The following is a 20,647-nucleotide window of genomic DNA, read 5'->3' on the forward strand; positions in this document are numbered from 1 at the left end:
TGCCGGGCCACTCTGTACGCTGGTTAACGCTCAGGCCTGCGCCAGACGCTGGCCAGCCAGGGCTGCTGTTCGCGCGGCAATCCTGCCGGACGGTAATAGTGATGCAGCGGCGTGAAGCCGGCGGTGGTCAGGAAGCGTTCCCATGTTTCATAGTCGTAATAGCTGCCGTAGCGCGGGCCGTTCCAGCCTTCCTCGTTGTGGCCGCGCGGATTGGAGCTGAACAGGACGCCGCCGGGCTTGAGGGTGTTGAACAGGTGTTGCAGGACGTCCGGCAAGTTGGCGCTGGGCACGTGGAACAAGGCGGCGTTGGCAAAGATGCCATCGAACATCGAAGACGGCAGGTCGAGGTGCAGGAAGTCCTGGCGCCAGACTTCGCAGCCGCTGTAGGCGCGGGCCATGTCGGCGAATTTTTCGCTGCCGTCCAGGCCGATGGCGCGGTGGCCGAGGGCGGTGAAGGTCTTCAGGTCGCGGCCGGGGCCGCAGCCGAGGTCCAGGATCGTGTACGGGGCCGGGGCGGTGATGGCGGACAGCAGCGCATCGATGTTCTGGCTGACGTCGTGCTCGATGGTGCCGGCGAAGAAGGCCTCGGCGCTGCGGTTGTAGTGCTCGAGGGTGCGGCGGGTGATGTCGTCGGGGGTCATGGGGTGAATCGTAACGCGTTGCCGGCTTATGTGGCGAGCGCTAATGCAGTCGCTACGCTTGGGAATTGGGTTCCGGCCTTCGCCGGAACGACGGTTTTTAAGCTGGCAACAGAGATAAACACGCTGTTGGCCCGCTCCTTTTGAATCGTCGTACCGGCCTCGTTTGCACGCACACCATTAGCGCATGATGTGCACCCAAGCACTTACCAAACGCGCACCCGCTCCTGCGGCGCCAGATACAGCTTCTGCCCCGGCTTCACCCCAAACGCGTCATACCACGCATCCAGGTTACGCACGGTATAGGTGCGATACTGCGCCGGCGCATGCCCATCGGTCAGCACCGTGCGGCGCAGGCTGGCTTCGCGCATCTTGGTGCGCCATGCGCGGCCGTAGCCGGTGAAGAACTCGCGGTCCGCCTCCTGGGTCGCCGCCTTCTCGCCGCCTTTCAGCTTGTACGCATCGTAGGCCGCCGCCAGGCCCGCCAGGTCGGACAGGTTCTCGCTCAGGGTCAGCTGGCCGTTCAGCGCCAGGTCCTCGAAGGGCTTATAGGACGAATACTGCTCCACCAGCTTCTGCGAGGCGGCCTTGAAGTGGGCCAGGTCTTCCTTGGTCCACCAGTCGCGCAGGCGGCCCTGGGCGTCGAACTGGGCGCCCATGTCGTCGAAGCTGTGGCTGATCTCGTGGCCGATTACCGAGCCGATCGCGCCGTAGTTCGCCGCATCCGATGCCTGCGGATCGAAGAACGGCGGCTGCAGGATCGCGGCCGGGAAGTTGAGCGCGTTCTGCATCGGCAGGTTCACCGCATTGACCAGCTGCGGCGGCATGCACCATTCGCTGCGGTCTGGCTTCTGGCTCAGCTTGGCCAGCTGCTGCCGGTAGTGGAACTGCTGCGCGCGGATCACGTTGCCGAAGGCGTCTGTCGGCGAAACCTGCAGGCCCTCGTACGACTTGAACTTGTCCGGGTAGCCGATGCCCACGTACATGGTGCGGACCTTTTCCTTGGCCTGGGCGCGGGTGGCCGGAGCCATCCAGTCGAGCTTGTCGATGCGGCGCGCGAAGGCGTCCTTGATGTTGCCCACCATCTGCTGGATGCGGGCCTTGTTCTCGGCCGGGAAGTACTTGCCGACATAGAGCTTGCCGACCGCGTCGTCCATGGCGCCGTTGGTGGCCGACAGCGCGCGCTTCCAGCGCAGCGACTGCTGCGGGGTGCCGCCCAGGGCCTTGCCGTAGAAGGCGAAGCGCTGGTCGCCGAAAGCCTTCGGCAAGGTGTTGGCGTACTGGTTCACCAGGTGGAAGGCCAGGTAGTCCTTCCAGGTTCCGATGTCGGTCGCCATGACCTGGCGCGCCGCGCCCGTCACCGCGCCCGGATGATAGACCTGGAAGCGGTCCTGCTTGCCCAGGCCGGCGGCCGACAGGAAGGTCTTCCAGTCCATGCCCGGCGCCTTGCTGGCGAAGTCCTTGGCGGTCCAGACATTGTTGGCCTTCTGGATGTCGGCGGATTCTTCGCGCGAGGCGTGGCTCTGCGCCAGCTCCGATTCGAGCGCGAAAATCTTCAGGGCGCGTTCCTCGGCCTTGTCGAAGCCGGCCAGGGTCAGCATGGCGGCGATGTGCTGCTGGTACTTGGTGCGCAGCTCGGCCATCTTGGGATTGTTGTCGAGGTAGTAGGCGCGGTCCGGCATGCCCAGGCCGCCCTGCAGCAGCCAGGGCACGTTGCGGCCGGGTTCGTTCAGGCCCTGGTTGATCCACACGCCGAACAGGTTCTCGGTCTCGAAGTTGGTGGCGTTCAGCGGATCGACGTCGGCGCGCAGCGAGGCGCCCAGCACGCGCGCCAGGTCGGTGCGCGACTTGATCGCCTCGATCCTGGCCAGGTGCGGCTTGAGCGGCGCGGCGCCGGCGGCTTCGATCGCCGCTTCGTTCATGTAGGCGTTGTAGAAGTCGGCCACCTTGCGCGCTTCGGCGCCGGCGGCCTTGTCGGCGCCCGCGGCTTCGATCAGCTTGACGATGCGCTGGTTGGTCTCGTCGGCCAGGGCGTGCATCGAGCTCCAGGCGCCGCGGTCGGCCGGAATCTCGGTGCTGGCCAGCCATTCGCTGTTGGCCCAGGCGAAGAAGTCGTCGCCCGGCAGCATGGTGGCGGCGGCCGGCTTGGCCTGGGTGGCGGCTGCGCCCTGCTCCGCTGCAAAGCCGGGGGTCATGGCGAACGTGGCGCCGCACAGGGCCAGGGCGATGGCGGTTTTAACTGGTGTCCAGCGGGTCTTCATGGCTTTCTTGTCTCCTGGTGAAGTCATTGTTGTCATTTCAAAGCTGCGCGCACCTGGGGCAGCAGGCGCTCCTTCTGAGCGGCGCGGATGCGCACGCCATTGCCGATGCGTTCGGCTTCGACCACGGCGTCCGGGCCGAAGTTCTTGCGCACGTAGGCTTCCATCATGTCGGCATGGCGCGGGTCGGACGAGGAGCCGACGATGCCGGCGAACATGGCGTAGCGCCCCAGGGCTTCCATGTTCTGCAGCAGCGCGTCGCGGTTGGCGGTGGCGAAGGCCCAGGTCTGGTCGAGGTGCTCGCCGGCCACGCCGAACAGCATGTAGGGAATGATGTCCGGCGGGGTGTCCGGCGAAATCAGCGCCTTCATGGTGCGCGCCGCCAATGCCGGGTCCTGGGCGCTGGTGAGCGCCTTGCCGAAGCGGTTGCGTTCTTCGCTGTTGGGCGCGGCCGCGGCGCGCGCCGCCAGCGCCTCATAGGTGGCGGCGTCGGCGTAGCGGCCGGCGGTGCTCATGACGAAGTCGATCATGGCCGGCGAGACCGAAGACGGATTCTCCAGGTAGCGCGCAAAGCGCGCCTTGCCCTCGGCGATGGCCTGCGGATCGGCTGCGCGCGCCAGCGCGGTGGCCAGCATCCCGCGCAGTTCGCCGTCCTCGACCGGTTCGCCCGGCTTTTCTTCCCATCCCAGCTTGTCGAACTTCGGGCGCGCGAAGCCGATCAGGAAGCGCCGGATCAGGGCCTGTTCCGGCTCGCCGCGCGCCAGGGTGTCGAGGGTGCGCAGGTTGGACAGGATCGAATCCCACACGGCCAGGCGCGGCTCGTCGCGGTAGCTCTCGACCAGTTTCAGGTAGCCGTCCAGCTGCATGCGGCCGCCGGACACCAGGCTCCAGGCATCGGTCAGCAGTTTCAAACGGGTGGAGTCGCGCAACTGCGGCGCCTGGGCCGCCAGGGCCTGGAAGCTGGCCGGATCGTACTGCACGCGGAAGTAGCCCACGCTGTACGGGTCGACCACCAGCGTGCCTTCGCAGCTGGCCTGGGTAAAGCTCTGGCTCGGGCCCGAGAGCAGCATGGTCCAGGCCTTGCCGTTGACGGTGCCCACCTGCACGGGGATGTTCCACAGGCGTTTTTCCGTCGCCGGTTCGTCGAGGCGGTACTGTTCCTGCGACAGGGTCACCTTGCGCTTGCCGTTCTCACAGGCCTGTTCCACCTTCACCAGCGGGAAGCCCGGCTGCAGGGTCCAGTCGGAGGCGAGCTTCTCGACCGGCTTGCCGGTGGCCTTTTCCAGCGCCTGCCACAGGTCGGCCGAGGTGGTGTTCGAGTACTGGTGCTTCGCCATGTAGGCGCGGATGCCCTTGCGGAAGGATTCCTCGCCCAGGTAGGCCTCGAGCATGCGCAGGAAGGCCTCGCCCTTGCGGTAGGTGATGGCGTCGAAGGCGGCGGCGGCCTGCTCTTCGTTGTCGACCGGGGTCTGGATCGGGTGGGTGGTCTTGCGCGCGTCGAGGTTGAGCACGTACTCGCGCTCGGCGATGCCGCTCAGGTAGGGACGCCATTCGGGGTGGAAGTGCTGGGTCGCCTTGGCCGCCATCCAGGAGGCGAAGCCTTCGTTGAGCCACAGGTTGTCCCACCAGGCCATGGTCACCAGGTTGCCGAACCACTGGTGGGCCAGTTCGTGCGCATTGATGGCGAAGGACAGCTTCTTGACCCGCTCCGGGCTGCGTTTCGGGTCGACCAGCAGGGTCGGCTCGTTGTAGACGATGGCGCCCCAGTTTTCCATCGCGCCGTTGAAACCGCCCGGGATCGCGATCTGGTCCAGCTTGGGCAGCGGATACGGCACGCCGAAGTAGTCGTTGAAGTAGTGCAGCAGGTCGCGCGAGGCGGCCAGCGGGAAGGCGGCCGAGCCCAGCTTGCCCTCGGTGGTGACGATGCCGATGTCGACGCCGTCCTGCTTTCCGGCCAGGCGCTCCATCTCGCCCGCCACCAGCACCACCAGGTAGCTCGGCATCCTGGGCGTGTTGCCGAAGGAGATGCGCTGCATGCCGCCGCCGAGGCTTTCCTGTTTCTCGATGGGGGTGGTGGAATAGGCCTTGAAGTTGCCCGGCACGTCGACCGTCAGCTTGAAACGGGCGCGGAAGGCCGGTTCGTCCCAGGTCGGCAGCACGCGCCGCGCGTCGGTCGGCGCCATGGTGGTGGCGATCAGCTTCTTGTCCGCCCCGCCCGCCTTGTAGTTGACATAGAACAGGCCGCGCGCCTCGCGCGTGATCTGGCCGCGGAACTGCAGCGCCAGCTGGTATTTACCGGGGGCCAGCGGCTGGGCCAGCTCGAAGCGCAGGGTCTGCTGTTTGCGGTCCAGGATCGGCGTCAATTTCAGCTGGCTCAGGCCCTTGCCGGACAGGCTGGCGCCGTCGATCTCCATGTTGTCGGCATTGAGCATGATGACCGAGGTGGTCTTCAGGACTTCGATGTCGACCGTCTGGGTGCCGCGGAAGGTGTTGCCGGGGACGTCGGCCACCAGGTGGGCGGCGTACTGGGTGGGCACCACGTCCTTGGGCAGCTTGCCCGGGGTGGCGGCAAACGAATAAGGCGCTTCTGCCTGGGCAGCGGCGGCCGTGACTGCAAGCGCAAGGGCAGCCGCCTTGCGCATGACCGGCATATGTCTCATGGTGTCTCTCTCGTTCTTGTTCGGGCGTCCGGACTCGTGCCGGACTGCGCAACTTCTCAGGCTGCACTCTATGCAAGCCTGCTCCCGCATGCGCCCCGAATGCGACAGACTGCAAAAAACGGGGCCAAACTGCCGAATACGGGGAATAGCGCGCATTGTAGGGCACATCGGCTGAAACACGGCGTAGCGATTTGCCATGCTTGAATGACAACTTTCCTTGCCTATAAAAATTTTTCAAATTTTTTTGAAAAAACCCTAAAGTTCCCGAAAGTGCATCCGATAACGATGTAGACAACCGGCAATCCGGCCGGAGTTTTCAGCCTTGGTGCACTCATGACCGCGAACGAAGTCCTCTCGATGTACGAAAACCTGGCCACCCTCACCGGCCAGATGGCGAGCGCGGCCCAGACCGGGGATTGGAAGAATTTCGACCAGCTCGGCAGCGAAGCCAAGGTGGAAGCGCGCGCCGCCGCGACCGGCGTGCCGGCCCTGGACGGCGCCAAGCGCCTGCGCAAGATCGACCTGCTCAAGCAGCTGATGGCCAACGACCGCGCGATCCGCGACGTGACCGACCCGTGGATGGGCCAGCTGGACCGTGCGATGCAAGCGCACTGAGCAGTAACTTGCGAAAATGACAAAGGCGCCTCGTGCGCCTTTTTTACTTCCCGCCCTGCAGCTCGAACACAATCCCGGAAATGAAAAAAGCGCCCTCGGGCGCTTTTGGTGCAGCCAAGCCATTGGCTCAGCCGCGGAATGTGGAGAGCGAGCACCAGGTATCTCCTGGTGTCGCCTCTTGCCGGTTGCTTCCGGCGCCCACCGCCGCTGCAGGCTAGTGGACTGCTTCCGGACACAGGCGTTTATTCAACGGTTGCCTGCTTATCGCGCCACGCTATCGGTGGTGGCTGCGCCAGACCCTGCGCCGTCTGTGATCTCGTCGACCACGGAATTAGTATAACGCAAATTTTAAGCTTGTGTAGACGTGTCGTGCGCATCCTCTTCCAAGGTCGGTTCGGCCGCTTTCGGAGCGGATTTCTTGCGAGGAAAACGCTGGCGCAAGCGTGCCATCAGGGGCGCTTTCGGCGCGGCGGCGGCACGCGGCTTGACCGGTTTCCCCCGCCGCTTCGCCACCACGATCCCGCCGGCCAGCGCCAGCAAGGCCGCGATGCCGCCGCCGATCCAGCCCCAGGGCGTCTCGTCCACCGGCTCCGGGACCGGCTTCCTGCGCGGCTTGGCCTTCGCGGGCTTCGGCGCCGTCACCGCCGCCGGGCTGGCGCCCATCGCCACCTGCAGCACCTTCACCTTCTCTTCCAGCTGGCCGATCTGTTCGCGCAGCTGGGTGTTCTTGTAGTCGAGCGCCGCGCAGACCTTGGACGGCGCGCTCTGCGGCGCCGGGGCGCAGGCGCCGGGCGCCGGTGCGGGCGGCGGCAGCACGATCGGCGGCGCCGGTTTCTCCGCCTTCGGCGCCGGAGCGGGTTTGGCCGGCTTCGGCGCAGGAGCAGGAGCGGGTTCGGCCGGCTTCGGCGTGGGCTTGGGCGCCGCCGTGGCCACAGGCGCAGGCTCGACCGCCTTGGGCGCCGGCTTCGGCGCCGGGGCGACGACAGGCGGCGGAACGGGAACCGGCGCCGGGGCGGCCACGGCCGCCGGCGGCGCCGCCGGGGTCGGGTCCGGCGTCAGCCACAGGGTTGCCAGGCGCACGCTGCGCTGGCCGCCATCGCTGAGCTCCAGATACAAATGCAGGTGGCTTGATTCAACCGGTGCGCGCGAGGTGACGTGCAGGAACTGGCGGCCGTCGCGCTGCATCACAGACATGTTCAAGGTCGACAGCACCTGCGGCATGCCGATATTCGCGCCGCGATAGACATTCGGATGCGCGAGGCGCACCTCGACCTTGGCGGCCGGGTGCTCGACCAGCGTCAGTTCGATGTCGGCCACCAGCGGCTGGCCCATATGGGAACTGACACGCTGGTCGCCCAGTTCGGCAGCGCCGGCAGCGCTCGCCAGGAGCGCGCAAGAGAATAACAGTGGAAGGCGGCTGGCCATAGGGAAGACGAAAAGAGGTACCTGAACGTAAATAACGGACATTGCGCTAAACTCTTTAATCCCAGCGGTGCATTAGAGAAGTTGACTAGGACTCAATACACAGGACCTCCTATGGAAAACAGGATTGAGAAGGACAGTTTCGGCCCGATCGAGGTGCCGGCGGACCATCTGTGGGGCGCGCAGACCCAGCGCTCGCTGCACCACTTCCATATCTCCACCGAGCGCATGGCGCCCGAGCTGGTGGCCGCGCTGGCCCAGGTCAAGCGCGCCGCGGCGGCCGTCAACCGCTCGCTCGGCAAGCTGCCGGCCGACAAGGCCAACGCCATCATCCAGGCGGCCGACGAGGTCCTGGAGGGCCGCCACCCGGACGAATTCCCCCTCGCCGTCTGGCAGACCGGTTCCGGCACCCAGAGCAACATGAACATGAACGAGGTGCTGGCCAACCGCGGCTCGGAGCTGATGGGCGGCGAGCGCGGCGAGGCGCGCCAGCTGCATCCGAACGACCACGTCAACATGGGCCAGTCCTCGAACGACATCTTCCCGACCGCCATGCACGTGGCGGCCGCGACCGCGGTCGCCAAGGACGTGCTGCCGGCCCTGGCCAGGCTGCGCCAGACCCTGGAGATCAAGTCGCGCGACTTCGCCGACATCGTCAAGATCGGCCGTACCCACCTGCAGGACGCCACGCCGCTGACCCTGGGCCAGGAATTCTCCGGCTACGTGGCCCAGCTCGAGTATTCGGAACAGGCGATCAAGGCTTCCCTGCCCGGCCTGCTGCTGCTGGCCGCCGGCGGCACCGCCGTGGGCACCGGCCTGAACGCCCACCCGGATTTCGCACCGCGCATCGCCGCCGAACTGGGCTCGCGCACCGGCCTCAGCTTCAAGAGCGCGCCCAACAAGTTCATGGCCCTGGCCGGCCACGACGCCATGGTCGCCGCCCACGGCGCGCTCAAGACCCTGGCCACCGCCCTGATGAAGATCGCCAACGATGTGCGCTGGATGGCTTCCGGCCCGCGCTCCGGCCTGGGCGAGATCACGATTCCCGAGAACGAGCCGGGCAGCTCGATCATGCCGGGCAAGGTCAACCCGACCCAGTGCGAGGCGCTCACCATGCTGTGCTGCCAGGTGTTCGGCAACGACGTGGCGATCACGGTCGGCGGCTCGCAGGGCAACTTCGAGCTGAACGTGTTCAAGCCCATGATTGCGCACAATTTCCTGCAAAGCGCGCGGCTGCTGGCCGACGGCATGCGCTCCTTCGACGAGCACTGCGCCAAGGGGATAGCGCCGAACCACGCCCGCATCGGCGAGCTGATGGAAAAATCGCTGATGCTGGTAACCGCGCTGGCGCCGCATATCGGGTATGATCGCGCCGCGCAGATCGCCAAGAAGGCCTCCAGCGAAGGCCTGACCTTGCGCCAAGCCGCGCTGCAGACCGGTTTTGTCGACGAGCAGCAGTTCGACCAGTGGATCGTCCCCATCGAGATGACCCGTCCGGACCGCGTCTGAACACCTACAGGCGGCCTCGGCTATCGTACGCCGCCCTTACCACCCCGAGGATAGAATGCAAAAAATAGTTTTCGATTTGACATCAGAATTCGTCGAGGTCAACCAGCTGCTGAAGCTGGTCGGCCTGGTCGACAGCGGCGGCGCCGGCAAGAACATGGTCGCCAGCGGCGCGGTGTCGGTCGACGGCAAACAGGAGCTGCGCAAGACCGCCAAGATCCGCAGCGGGCAGACCGTCTCGGTCGGCGACCTGCAGATTCGCGTGCAATAAGCCGGCAAAAAAAGCGCAAAAAGCGCGCTGCCGCTGTGTCGGCTATGTTTGCGCGCTAACAAACAAAGCGGGGCTTCCTTGTTTATATTTTAAGACGTCATCAATCGGGCTTAAAAGGTGAAGGCGATGGAAACCCCGGAACAGCATCAGCAGTCGCAAGAGCAGCTGATCGGCGACCTGCGGCTCGTGATCGAGAACGCGGAAGAACTGCTCAAGAATACCGATCACTACACCAGCACGCTGTACCAGAACGCGCGCGCGAAACTGGCGCTGGCGCTGGAAGCGGCCAACGAGGAACTGGCGCGCTTCGAGGACGCCCAGCTGGAGCGCATGATGGCCGCCACCCGCGCCGCCAACGAGCGTTTCCGCGACCGCACCGGCGAAGACCGCATCCTGCGCGCCTTCCACTGATCCAGTCCCCCAGAATTCGCCAGCCTTCCTTCGGCCACGCCTAGCGGACGCCGTCCGCCGCAATCGCGGCCACGGCGCCCAGGCCGAACCAGCGGCGCAGCATTGCGCCCACCTCCGGCAGATCCTCTCCACGTTCTTCCGCATCGGCCAGGGCCGCGTCCAGCGCCGCGGCGATACTATCTCCCGCCGCCAGCCTGCTCAAGGCCAGGTAGTCGGCCCGGCTGATGGCGGTCACCTCCCCTTGCCAGCCCCTGCGCGTGAGCAGCGCATGGCAAGGCGCGTCCAGCGTCTCCGGGAAGGCCGGGCCATTCTCCTGGTGCGCCAGCCACAGTTGCGCCACCTCCCAGCGGCTGTGCAGCAGCGAACAGCCCGGGTGCAGGACCAGCCGCGCATCGGCCAGCCGGGCCGGGTCCCAGCCGGCCAGCGCCTCCACGGCCAGCGGCGTCACGTCGGGCACCTGCCAGGCCAGGTGCAAGGCCCATTCCAGGCGCGCCATGTCGGCCAGCCAGGGCAAGTCGGCGACCGGCGCGAAGCCGTCGAGGAAGACCGCGAACCGGGCGCCGAAGCGGTTCAGGTCAGGGTCTTGCGAAGGATGCGCCTTGCCATAGGCGCGCGCCAGGCCGCCGAAGAATTCCGCGCCGACCAGCTGTTCGACGACGGGATAGGCGTTGGCCAGGGCCCGGCGCCAGTTTTCCGCCAGGTTGCCGCGATAGACGGCCAGCCGCGCCGCATCCACGACCATGTCCGGCGCCGTGGCGGCGGGATCGGCCAGCGCCCTGCCGAAGCCTTCCTGCAGCTCGGCCAGGTCCGGCGCGCCGGCCTGCCCGGCGAGGGTGGCGAGGACTGGGGCGGGCGCTTGTTCCGCCACATCGAACTGCGCTGCGATGGCGCGCGCCTTGTCCGCCTCTTCCAGCAGCACCTCCAGCGGCGGCAGGCCGGTATCCCATTCGATCAGGGAGGGCACTTGCCCGAAGCGCTCCAGCGCCGCGCGGTACAGCGCCCACACCGGCGGCGCGATGGCGGCGCCGTGGTGGTCGATCACTGCCTCCGGCGTCTCGAGGTGGCCGCCCAGGTGGATTTCGCCCACGCTCCCCACGGGCAAGGCGGCGATGGCCGCCAGCGCATCCTCGCCGTGGTTGCGCTGGTTCACATACAGGTTGTTCACGTCGAGCAGGATGCCGCAGCCGGTGCGGCGCGCCAGTTCGGCCAGGAATGCGGCTTCGCTCATGGTGTCGTCCCGGAAGCGCACGTAGCGCGAGACGTTTTCGACCAGGATGCGGCGGCGCAGCAGCTCCTGCACGCGCTGGACGCGGGCGCACAGCAGGCCCAGGGAAGCGGCGTCGAGCCGCAGCGGCAGCAGGTCGTTCAGCTGGCGGTCGGCCAGCGCGCCCCAGCACAGATGCTCGGACACCAGGAAGGGATCGACCGCCTCGACCAGTTCGCGCACCCGCGCCAGGTGGTCCTCGGAAAAGCCGCGCGCCGAGCCGAGCCCCAGGCCGACGCCGTGCAGGCTGAGCGGATAATCCTCGCGCAGGCGGCGCAGCACGTGCCAGTCCCAGCCCGCGCGGGCGAGATAGTTTTCGGAGTGGACTTCGAGCCAGCCGACCGGCTGGCGCTGCGCGAGGAAGGCGCGGACATGCGGCGGGCGCAGCCCGATGCCGACACCCGCCTGCGGCAGGGACATGCTTACTTGGTGTCTGGGGCCGGCTCGGCCTTCGCCTTGCCCGGCTTGAGCGAGCCGCCCAGCTTGGTGCAGCTGCCCTTGGCGACGAATTTCCATTCGCCCGGATCGTTGTCGGTGGCGGCGGCGCCCATGCAGCCGTGGGTGGCGGTGCCGCAGTCGTTCTGGCCGGCCTTGGCCACGCCGTAGCACATTTCCTGGTCGGCCTTGGGCGTACCCATTTCCTCCTGGCCGGTGGCGTGAACCGGGGCGGTGCAAACGCCGGCCAGGGCGGCGGCGATCAGGGCGTGGCGGTGCGACATGAATATCTCCGGTGGACGAGGCAACACGCCAGTGTCGCCCCGCCGCGCGGGAAAATCAAGCTCAGGCGGTGGTGTTGATCTTGTTGCCCAGGTGCGGCGGCAGGTTGGCGGACGACGTCGCCTGCACCGCTTCGATCAGCTGGGTGGCCGACGACATCTCAATCTGCTGCGCGCGCTTGAGCACGGCGAGCGCCACTTCCTGGCGGTTGCCGGTTTCGGCGACGCTGGTTGCCAGCTTGGCAATTCCGGTGACATCCATGCTGTTCTCCTGATTCGCCCAATGAGGCGTATCAGCCGTTAACGGCAGCCTGGACCGGAACTTGAGGGCTGGCGTGCAAGAAGTCGCGCAGCCACGCCAGGACTTGATCCGGCGCATTCAGGTCCAGCCAGGCGACACCCTGCCCCGCGTCCGGCGGACGGGGCACGTCGGACACGACCACGGCGATATCGGCATCCTGCGGATAGAGCGCCGGCTTGCCCAGCGCCGGGCGGAATACTTCCAGCTTGGGCAGCATCTCCCATTTGTAGCCCTCGACCAGGGTCAGGTCGGCCGGCGCCAGGCGCGCCAGGTGCTCGGCCAGCGAGGGCTCCTCGGCGCCGCGCAGCTCGCGCAGGATCGCCACCCGGTAGGGCGAGGCGATCATGACCTCGGCCGCGCCGGCCATGCGCAGGCGGGCGCTGTCCTTGCGCGGCGGCTCCAGTTCGATGTCGTGGTGGCTGTGCTTGACCACGTTCACGCGGACGCCCTCGGCGGCCAGCCGGCCGACCAGGAATTCCAGCAAGGTGGTCTTGCCGCTGCCGGACCAGCCGACCACGGCCAGCACCCTGCCGCCGCCCTCAATAGCCGACACGGTAGCGGTTGCCACGGTAGTTCATCACGGCCGCCTTGGGCAGGATGCGTTCCAGCACCAGGCCCGGCGCCACCTCCTCGCCTTCGCGGCGCAGCATCTTGTCGACCAGCAGCAGGCGCTCGGCCGCGTTGGGCGAGTAGATGTAGCCGCCGAAGGCGACCTTCGGGATCTCGCGCTGCAGCGCTTCCGGAAGTTCCTGCAGGCTGCGCACATTGTCTTCCGGCGCGGGCGCCGGCGCCACCCGGGCCGGTTCCGGCTGTGGCGCTGGTGCGGCCGGCGCCGGTTCAGGCTTGCGCTCGGGCTTGGGCGGAGTGGGCTCGCGTACCGGCTTCGCCGCCGCGCGCGGTTCCGGATTCGCCGGTGGCGGCGCGATCACTGGCGGCGGCGCGATCGTCACCGGCGGCGCGGCCGCAGGCGCGGCCGGTTGAGCGCTCACCGCCGGCGCAGCCGCCAGCTTGACCGGCTGCTCGGCCGGCGCGCGCAGCCACAGGACGGCGGCGCTTGCCACGACGGCGCCCGCGCCCAGTCCGATCAGGAGGGTACGGTGCTTGCCGCCCGCCGTGCCGGCCGGCGCCGCATAGCTCGGGGCCGGCGCATGGATGGTCGGCGCGTTGCCGAGCTGGCGCTCGGCCTGGGCTTTCTTGAGGGCTTCGAGGATATAGGACATATCAGGGGGTCTTCCCAGCGGCGGCGAGCAGGTGCGGTTCCGGCACGCCGGACAGCTGGTTGAGACGCATGTAGGTGCGCGGCCCGGCGACGCCGTCCGCCTTCAGGTTCTGGGCCGCCTGGAAGGCGCGCAGCCATTCCCTGGTGCGCGCGTCGAAAGGCTGGTCGGCGCCGGGCGAATCAGCCTTGTTCAGGGTAGCCAGGCTGGTGGCGAGCCAGTCGACGTCCGGCCCGCGGTCGCCTTCGGCCACCTGATCGCGGAAAGCGCGCGGCACGCGCCAGAAGGTCGTGAACTCGCCGCCGAAGCGGTTGATGAAGGTGGCCAGGTCGACGCGCTCGCGCTTGCCGTCCGCCTCCAGCGTGACGCTGGCGGCATCCATGCCGACCAGCACCGCATAGCCGGTGCGCGGCCCCTCGTGCAGGGTCACCACGGCCGGCCGGTCGAGCAGGCGCAGTTCGTACAGGCCTCCCCTGCCCTGGTGGCAGCGCAGGTTCAGGCGCAACGCCGCTTCGCAGGGCTGGCCGCCCGCGAGCGGCTCGCCCCACAACGCGGCCAGCGCGCGCAAGGCATCGTGTTCGCTCTCCTGGACCGGGACGGCGACAGCGGCGGGCGAGGAGGTTTTCACAGGCACGGCCCGCGCCGGCGGAGCGGCGGCCACGGCCGGATTCACCTCTGGCTGCGGCAGCATCTGCCAGGCGGCTGCCGCGCTCAAGGCGGCGCCCGCCAGCAGGCCGCCCGCCAGCATCGGCCAGCGCGCAGCGGGACGCGGCGCCGGCGCCTCGCCGGCAAACACTTCCTGCGCCGACTTCTGCAGGATGCGGCGCGTGACCTGCGGGCTGTTCTCGACATAGGCGCCGAGCAGCGCGCGGTCGCACAGCAGGTTGATCCGGCGCGGCACGCCCTGCGTCAGGCGGTGGATCTGCGGCGTCAATGCCGAGGGAATCGGCGCGCCGACGGCCCCCGCCACCGCCAGGCGGTGCGCGATGTAGGCGCCGGTTTCCTGTTCCGACAGCGGGCCGAGGTGATAGCGCGCGATCACGCGCTGGGCCAGCTGCTCGAGTTCCGGGCGCGCCAGCATGCTGCGCAGTTCCGGCTGGCCGATCAGGATAATCTGCAGCAGCTTGCGCTCGCTGGTTTCCAAGTTGGTCAGGAGGCGCAGCTGCTCCAGCACCTCGGGCGACAGGTTCTGGGCCTCGTCGATCACCAGCACGTTATTCAGGCCCTGGGCGTGCGCCTCCAGCAGGTAGCGGTTGATGGCGTCGACATAGCCCTTCACGCCGAAGGGCGACGGCCCGGCCGGCGGCAGCGCGATGTGGAATTCGTCGCACACCGTGAGGAGCAGCTCTTCCACCGTCAGCTTCGGGTTGAAGATATAGGCCAGGCGGCAGTTCTCGGGAATCTGCTCGATGAAGCAGCGGCACACCGTGGTCTTGCCGGCGCCGATCTCGCCGGTGAGCAGCACGAAGCCGCCGCCGCTGCCGATGCCGTACAGGAGGTGGGCCAGCGCCTCGCGGTGGCGCTCGCTCATGAACAGGTAGCGCGGGTCGGGCGCGATCGAGAAGGGGTCCTGCTTCAGCTGGAAGAAATGTTGGTACATGCGTCGCTAGCGTCCTGGCGGCTGCGGTTTGAACTTTGCGCAGTATATTTTGCTTTTGTCATTCATGTACGCGATCGTGCTGCCGGGATTCGACTTGCGCAAGGGGAAAGGCGAACCGTCCTGGGCGCGGAAAGGGATGCCGGCCCGGGCGCGCACCGACTTTTCCAGCTCTTCCGGAGTGCTGTCGGTGATGGCGCCGACGAACACGATCTCGCTGCTGTCGTCGCTGACCATCACCTCGCGCACCTTCGCGCCCCACAGGGTGGCGTCGGTGCGGAACCAGTACGCCCCGCCTTCGCGCTTGTAGGAAGGGCCGAAGGCCTGGGTCAGGTAGGAACGGAAATACGCATTGTCGAGCTGGCTGCGGCACAGCAGCGCGCTGCCGATCACGGGGCCGAAGGTCGAGGGCGCCGCCTGCGCGTGCGCACACGCCAGCCCGACGGCGGCGCATGCAACATGGGTAAGAACAGCTCGGACCTGGTGGCGGATCACGGGAAGACACTCGTTCGACAATCCATCCATTATGGGCCAAGCGCAGGCCAATGGCGACAGGCGGCCGCAACGGCCCAGCAGCTCATCCCGAAAATTTGCGTTTTACACCACGTTTTTGTGCGTCTGTCGTTTTCTCCGGGCGGTGTCGCCCGCCCTGCCCTATCGTTCAACCTCCCCTCGATCCTGTCGCCCACAACACGATGAACACCGCCCTCAAGCACACTCTCCTGGCCGCCGCCATCGGCGCCGGCTTCCTTGCCACCCGGGTCAGCTACGCCGAGCAGCCGCCCGCAGGCGCGGTCACCGAACAGCGCACGGTCGGCGCCTTCAGCGCGATCGAGCTGTCCGGCCCCTACCACGTGGTGGTGCGCGCCCAGGGCCGTCCGGGCATCGAGCTGAGCGGCGAGCGCAAGCAGCTCGACGAGGTCGAGACCGTCCTGCGCGGCGACACCCTGGTGGTGCGCCCGGTACAGCGCAACGGCTTCCAGTTCAGCTTCGGCAAACGCCGTGACAGCGTGGTCATCCACATCACCGCCGGCCAGCTGAACAGCCTCAAGATGTCCGGCAGCGGCGACGTCGAGCTCGACCACGTGAGCGGCGACCGCTTCGCCCTCAGCGTCGACGGTCCGGGCGACCTGGAAGCCTCCGGCGCGGTGCGCGAGCTGAGCGTGCGCGTGAGCGGCAGCGGCGACGCCGACCTGCACCGGATCAAGGCGGCCAACGTCGAGCTGACCATGTCCGGTCCCGGCGACGTGCACCTGTCCGGCGTCGGCAACGAATTGGTGGCCAACCTGAGCGGCTCGGGCGACCTCGAAGGCGACGACCTGCGCCTGGCGCGCCTGCAGGCCCGCCTCAGCGGTCCGGGCGGCATGAAACTGAACGGCAGCAGCCGCGAAGTACGCGCCGAAGTCAGCGGTTCGGGCGACTTCCAGGCCTGCTCGCTGGCGGCGGAGACCGTAAGCACGGTGCAGCACGGGCCGGGCAACGCCTGCGTGGGCGGCGCCATCCGCAAGCTCGACGCCCTGATCACCGGCTCGGGTGAACTGAACGCGGCCGGCCTGCAGGCCAGGACGGCCGTGGTGCGCATGGACGGACCGGGCAACGCCACCCTCAGCGGCAGCGTGGGCGAGCTGAACGCGATCCTTACCGGTTCGGGCGACCTGGACGGCGAAGGCCTGAAGGTCAGGAAGGCCGTGGTCAAGAGCCAGGGTCCCGGCACGGTGGAGCTGGCCCAGGTGGAAGACACCCTGGACGGCGAGCTGCGCGGCTCGGGCGACCTGACCGCGACCATGTCGGGCAAGCGCCTGCTGCTCAGGATGAGCGGCCCGGGCAGCGCCCATATCGACGGCAAGGTCGACCTGGTGCGCGCCCAGAGCAGCGGCTCGGGCAGCCTGGAAGGCCGCAAGCTGTTGGCCGGCCGCGCCGACATCGCGGTGCGCGGTCCGGGCACGGCGGCCGTCAACGTCGCCGGCCGCGAGCGCCACCAGAACGCCCAGCTGCTGGTGGTCGACCGCAGCGGCAGCCGGCAGTCGGCGCAATACGCGCCGCAGTAAGCTAACGGCAGGGTCGGCGGCAATCGGGCGAAAGGCGGTTTATGGGCTGTCGTCGGAGATGTGTCTTAGTACTTCTTCCAGTTCTCTCTCGAAGGCCGTGCGATCGTTTGCATTGATCCAGAGGACCCAGCCTAAGGCGAGAAGTGGAAGGATTGAGCAAATCAATATAGTAATCATGGCGCCGCCTGTTGGAATCGGACCTGCTGCTGGACCCTCGAGCAGGACTTCGGAGCGAACGTCCTGCACTCTTTAACCTCAGGCCGCAGCCGCTTCGGCCAATACCGCCTGCACCTCCGCCGGTTGCGCCGGCTTGAGCAGGTGATGATCGAAGCCGGCCTCGCGCGAGCGCGCCCGGTCCTCGGCCGCGCCCCACCCCGTTAGCGCCGCCAGCAGAACGTCCCGCATGCCAGGCAGTTCGCGCATGCGGCGCGCCGCCTCGTAGCCATCCATGCGCGGCATGCCGATGTCCAGGAACACCAGCTCCGGATGGAAGCCGGCCGCCACTTCCAGCGCGTTGACGCCGTCGTAGGCGGTACGCGTCTCGTGTCCCGCGATCTGCAGCAGCGAGCAGAGCGAATCGGCCGCATCGGCGTTGTCGTCCGCCACCAGCACGCGCAGGCGCCGGCCCGCCCCTGCCGCTTGCGGCAGCTCCGTGCGATGACCCGCATCGGCCGCCTGCCCCGCCAATGGCAGGCGCACCGTGAAGAGGCTGCCCTGCCCCGGCCCCGCGCTGACCGCCGTCACCGAGCCGCCATGCAGTTCCACCAGGCGGCGCACCAGCGACAGCCCGATGCCCAGGCCGCCGGCAGAGCGGTCGATGCTGCGCGCCACCTGCGAGAACATCTCGAACACCGCCCCCAGCGATTCCGGCGCGATGCCGATGCCGTTGTCCGCCACCTCCACCTCGGCCACGCCATCCAGCACGCGCGCCGTGATGGCGATGTGCCCGCCGGCCGGCGTGTACTTGGCCGCGTTCGACAGCAGGTTGCTGAGCACCTGGCTGATGCGCACCGCATCGGCCTCGATCGGCATCGGCGCGCCGGGCAGCTCCAGGTCCAGCGTATGGCCGGCGCCGTCGATCAGCGGCTGGCTGGTCTCGACCGCGGTGCCGATCACCTCGCGCAGGTCGACCAGGCTCTTTTGCAGCACCAGCTTGCCGCTCGAGACGCGCGCGATATCCAATAGATCGTTGATCAGGTGGACCATGTGGTTCACCTGGCGCTCCATCATCTCGCGCACGCGCAAGCTCACCGCCGGGCTGGCGCTCATGCGCAGGATCTCCAGGCCGTTCCTCACCGGCGCCAGCGGATTGCGCAGCTCGTGCGCGAGCGTGGCCAGGAATTCCGACTTGCGCCGGTCGGCGTCGCGCAGGGCCTCGGTCGAGCGCACCCGCTCGATGTGGGCCCAGCAGCGCTCCACCACCGCCTCGACCAGCGCGATCTCGCCCGCCGTCCAGGCGCGCGGCGTGTCCTGGTGCACGGCCATCATGGCCACCAGCTTGCCGCCCTTCACCAAGGGGCAGCAGATGATGGCCTTGATGCCGATCTGGTTGAACATCTCGTAGCCGTCGCCCGAGGCCAGCTCGGTGTCGACGTCGCCGATCAGGAGCGTGCGGCCGACCCGCAGGTTGTCGCGGGCGCGCGAGCCGAACAGGTCGAGCGAGTACACGCCGGCGGTCGAGATGGCGCCCGGCACGGTCCAGTCGTGGCGGATGGTGAAGCGGTCGTTGTCCGCCTCCAGGTCGGCATAGGCCACGCGCGTGACCCCCAGGTGCTCGCCCAGCAGCCGGGTGGCTTCTTGCATGATGGCTTTCGGCTCGGCCGCGATGCGGGTCGCCTCGCCGATCGCGTCCAACAGGCGCAGGCGCTCCTCGACCTGGCGCCGCTCGGTGATATCGGCGCCGGTGGCCGCGACCGACAGCAGCTCGCCGCGCGAACCGGTGACCGGCGTGAACACGACATCGGTCCAGCGCCGGCTGCCGTCGGCGATGAAGTAAGGCAGCTCGTGGCGCACGGTGGCGCCCTGCGCCGCGCTGGCCATGCTCGCGCGCACGGTGTCCATCAGCGCCGCCGAGCCGTTCCACCAGCCGCATTCCCAGAACGGCCGGCCCAGCACGTCCTCGCGCCGGTAGCCGCAGGCGTCCAGGGCGACCTGGTTGACCTCGAGCACCCGGCCGTCCAGCGACATCAGTGCCGCGTAATGGGTGCCCTGCTCGAAGAAGGTGCGGAACAGCGCGTTGGCCTCGGCCGTCACGAGCGCGGCGTCGCGCTCCTGCAGCGACACCATCTTGCTGGTGGTCTCGGCGCAGACGCAGAATACGCCCGCCACCGCTCCGGCCTCGTCGCGCAAGGGCGTGGCCGAGAACGAGGCGTACATCTCTTCCGCGTAGCCGTTGCGGCGCAGGACGAACAGGCGGTCTTCTCCATGGCTGGGGCGGCCCTGCAGCACACCTTCCAGCAGGGGACCGACCGTGTCCCAGACCTCGTGCCAGACCTCGGCGAAGGGCTTGCCCAGCACCTGTCCGGGGTCCGCGGCGCGGGCGCCGAGGATGTCGCGGTAGCCGTCGTTGAACAGCAGATGCAATCCGGCGCCCCAGGCAATGTACATCGGCTGGATGGAGCCGAGCATGATGCCGACCGCGGTGCGCAGCGGCTGCGGCCACTGCTCCAGGGGGCCGAGCGGCGTCGCGCTCCAGTCCCTGGCGCGCAGCAGCGCGCCCATCGCGCCGCCGCCGGCGGCAAAGTCGAGACGCGGGTCGGGTTCGCTCGCGGACTGGTGGTTCTGCATCGTGTTCTGGTTCCGTCAATCAATGCCTGCTGGGTAGCGCAGACGCCCGGAACGATAACACTTTCACCAGAAACGCGTTGCCAGCCTTAGCTCGCCTGGTGCTGGAACCAGCGGCGGCTGGACTCGTCCGCGGGGAAGAAGGTTTCCAGGCGCAGCTCGTGCACGGTGACGTCGTGCGGCGTGCCGAGGGTGGTGATGGCCGTGAACAGGTTCAGCTCCACCCCGTCCTTGCACAGCGTCAGGGGCAGGAAGGGCAGCGCGAGCCGGTCCAGGTTGGGCAGCGCCGCCGCTTCGGCGATGCCGGGCAGCGCCGTCAGCTGGTCCAGCAGCTGCGCCGCCTCGCTGCCCGGGCCGTCGCCCATGGCTTCGCGCTGCACCCAGTGCAGCAGGTCGCCGCACACCAGCTGCCAGTTGGCCAGCGCGGGCCGCAGGCCGTTCGGGTCGAGCGTCGTCCGCAGCACGTTGATCGACCCGTCGCGCGGGATCGGCGCGTGCTCCGGCATGCCGAGGAAGAAGCGCAGCATGCGCGCCGCGGGATCGTTGAGCATGACCAGGTTCCACAAGCGGTCGACCACCAGGGCCGGGTAAGGCGATTGCTGCTGCAGCATGAAGTCGAGGGCCTGCTTGACCGCGTTCAGGTCCGGGTCCGACAGGCTGCGCTCGCGGTAGGCCGGCGCGAAGCCGGCCGCCAGCAGCATCGCGTTGCGCTGGCGCAGCGGGATATCCAGCACCAGCCCGAGCTTGAGGATCAGGTCCTTGCCGGGCTGGGCGCGGCCGGTTTCGAGAAAGCTCAGGTGGCGCTGCGAGATGCCGCTGTCCGCCGATAGGCGCAGCTGGCTGATGCCGCGCTTGCCGCGCCAGTAGCGCAGGGCTGCCGCGAAATCGCTGAAGTACTGCGCGCCTGCCGGGCTGGCGACGGTGTCCATGCTGTCTCCT

General features: G+C 68.1%; 18 protein-coding genes. 5 read left to right on the forward strand and 13 right to left on the reverse strand.

Translation table 11 applies throughout. The features are described 5' to 3' along the window. Positions 1–23: 23 nt before the first annotated feature. The 3 genes from KBW95_RS18640 to KBW95_RS18650 all read right to left on the reverse strand — a co-directional run bounded on the left by KBW95_RS18640 (position 24) and on the right by KBW95_RS18650 (position 5,556). Positions 24–641 carry a bifunctional 2-polyprenyl-6-hydroxyphenol methylase/3-demethylubiquinol 3-O-methyltransferase UbiG gene (locus KBW95_RS18640; protein WP_211526861.1) on the reverse strand — a complete coding sequence of 206 codons (618 nt, stop codon included), beginning with the start codon at positions 639–641 and terminating at the stop codon, positions 24–26. Between the two features lie 203 nt (positions 642–844). Then, a complete protein-coding gene (locus tag KBW95_RS18645) occupies positions 845–2,899 on the reverse strand; it encodes a M13 family metallopeptidase (protein ID WP_211529011.1) in 2,055 nt (684 codons plus the stop codon). A gap of 32 nt (positions 2,900–2,931) precedes the next feature. Beyond that, a complete protein-coding gene (locus KBW95_RS18650; protein WP_211526863.1) occupies positions 2,932–5,556 on the reverse strand; it encodes a M1 family metallopeptidase in 2,625 nt (874 codons plus the stop codon). 333 nt (positions 5,557–5,889) lie between these two features. Between KBW95_RS18650 and KBW95_RS18655 the strand changes: the two genes are divergently transcribed. Continuing rightward, a complete protein-coding gene (locus tag KBW95_RS18655; protein ID WP_211526864.1) occupies positions 5,890–6,171 on the forward strand; it encodes a flagellar protein FliT in 282 nt (93 codons plus the stop codon). Between the two features lie 348 nt (positions 6,172–6,519). Here the strand turns inward: KBW95_RS18655 and KBW95_RS18660 are convergent, their stop codons facing one another. After that, entirely contained in the window at positions 6,520–7,503 is a 984-nt protein-coding gene (locus KBW95_RS18660; RefSeq protein WP_211529012.1) for a hypothetical protein, read from the reverse strand. Positions 7,504–7,707: 204 nt separating this feature from the next. Between KBW95_RS18660 and fumC the strand changes: the two genes are divergently transcribed. The 3 genes from fumC (at position 7,708) to KBW95_RS18675 (ending at position 9,781) form a co-directional block, all read left to right on the forward strand. Further along, complete coding sequence (gene fumC / locus KBW95_RS18665; protein ID WP_211526731.1) at positions 7,708–9,102, forward strand: class II fumarate hydratase; 1,395 nt, start codon at positions 7,708–7,710, stop codon at positions 9,100–9,102. 55 nt (positions 9,103–9,157) lie between these two features. After that, positions 9,158–9,370 (forward strand): RNA-binding S4 domain-containing protein, encoded by a 213-nt coding sequence (locus KBW95_RS18670; protein WP_211526732.1) that lies wholly within the window; start codon positions 9,158–9,160, stop codon positions 9,368–9,370. Between the two features lie 126 nt (positions 9,371–9,496). Further along, positions 9,497–9,781, forward strand: a complete 285-nt coding sequence (locus KBW95_RS18675; protein ID WP_211526733.1) for a DUF883 family protein — start codon at positions 9,497–9,499, stop codon at positions 9,779–9,781. A 40-nt stretch (positions 9,782–9,821) separates the two neighbouring features. On the opposite strand, the gene KBW95_RS18680 is transcribed toward KBW95_RS18675, so the two are convergent. The 7 genes from KBW95_RS18680 to KBW95_RS18710 form a co-directional block, all read right to left on the reverse strand. Next, positions 9,822–11,465 carry a DUF692 family multinuclear iron-containing protein gene (locus tag KBW95_RS18680; RefSeq protein ID WP_211529013.1) on the reverse strand — a complete coding sequence of 548 codons (1,644 nt, stop codon included), beginning with the start codon at positions 11,463–11,465 and terminating at the stop codon, positions 9,822–9,824. A 2-nt stretch (positions 11,466–11,467) separates the two neighbouring features. Then, positions 11,468–11,764, reverse strand: a complete 297-nt coding sequence (locus KBW95_RS18685; protein WP_211526735.1) for a DUF2282 domain-containing protein — start codon at positions 11,762–11,764, stop codon at positions 11,468–11,470. Between the two features lie 61 nt (positions 11,765–11,825). Beyond that, complete coding sequence (locus KBW95_RS18690; RefSeq protein ID WP_211526736.1) at positions 11,826–12,023, reverse strand: YjfB family protein; 198 nt, start codon at positions 12,021–12,023, stop codon at positions 11,826–11,828. A 31-nt stretch (positions 12,024–12,054) separates the two neighbouring features. Next, positions 12,055–12,630: a molybdopterin-guanine dinucleotide biosynthesis protein B gene (gene mobB / locus KBW95_RS18695; RefSeq protein ID WP_373888822.1), complete on the reverse strand. Its 576-nt coding sequence runs from the start codon at positions 12,628–12,630 to the stop codon at positions 12,055–12,057. Beyond that, the gene (locus tag KBW95_RS18700; RefSeq protein WP_211529014.1) at positions 12,602–13,282 is read right to left on the reverse strand and encodes a general secretion pathway protein GspB; all 681 of its coding nucleotides are present in this window, start codon (positions 13,280–13,282) and stop codon (positions 12,602–12,604) included. The genes mobB and KBW95_RS18700 overlap by 29 nt, the downstream gene beginning before the upstream one ends. 1 nt (position 13,283) lies before the next feature. Beyond that, on the reverse strand, positions 13,284–14,879 hold the full coding sequence (locus KBW95_RS18705) for an ExeA family protein (RefSeq protein ID WP_211529015.1): 1,596 nt from the start codon (positions 14,877–14,879) through the stop codon (positions 13,284–13,286). A 6-nt stretch (positions 14,880–14,885) separates the two neighbouring features. Beyond that, positions 14,886–15,371: a hypothetical protein gene (locus tag KBW95_RS18710; protein ID WP_373888823.1), complete on the reverse strand. Its 486-nt coding sequence runs from the start codon at positions 15,369–15,371 to the stop codon at positions 14,886–14,888. A 200-nt stretch (positions 15,372–15,571) separates the two neighbouring features. Between KBW95_RS18710 and KBW95_RS18715 the strand changes: the two genes are divergently transcribed. Next, on the forward strand, positions 15,572–16,924 hold the full coding sequence (locus KBW95_RS18715) for a GIN domain-containing protein (RefSeq protein WP_211529016.1): 1,353 nt from the start codon (positions 15,572–15,574) through the stop codon (positions 16,922–16,924). 255 nt (positions 16,925–17,179) lie between these two features. On the opposite strand, the gene KBW95_RS18720 is transcribed toward KBW95_RS18715, so the two are convergent. Both KBW95_RS18720 and KBW95_RS18725 read right to left on the reverse strand, forming a co-directional pair. After that, positions 17,180–19,711, reverse strand: coding sequence for an ATP-binding protein (locus tag KBW95_RS18720; RefSeq protein ID WP_211529017.1), 2,532 nt, complete (start codon positions 19,709–19,711; stop codon positions 17,180–17,182). An 86-nt stretch (positions 19,712–19,797) separates the two neighbouring features. After that, positions 19,798–20,637 carry a helix-turn-helix domain-containing protein gene (locus tag KBW95_RS18725; protein ID WP_211529018.1) on the reverse strand — a complete coding sequence of 280 codons (840 nt, stop codon included), beginning with the start codon at positions 20,635–20,637 and terminating at the stop codon, positions 19,798–19,800. Positions 20,638–20,647: the final 10 nt, after the last annotated feature.

Origin of the sequence: Massilia sp. ZL223, assembly GCF_018119395.1 — a bacterium.
Taxonomy (GTDB): Bacteria; Pseudomonadota; Gammaproteobacteria; order Burkholderiales; family Burkholderiaceae_D; genus Telluria.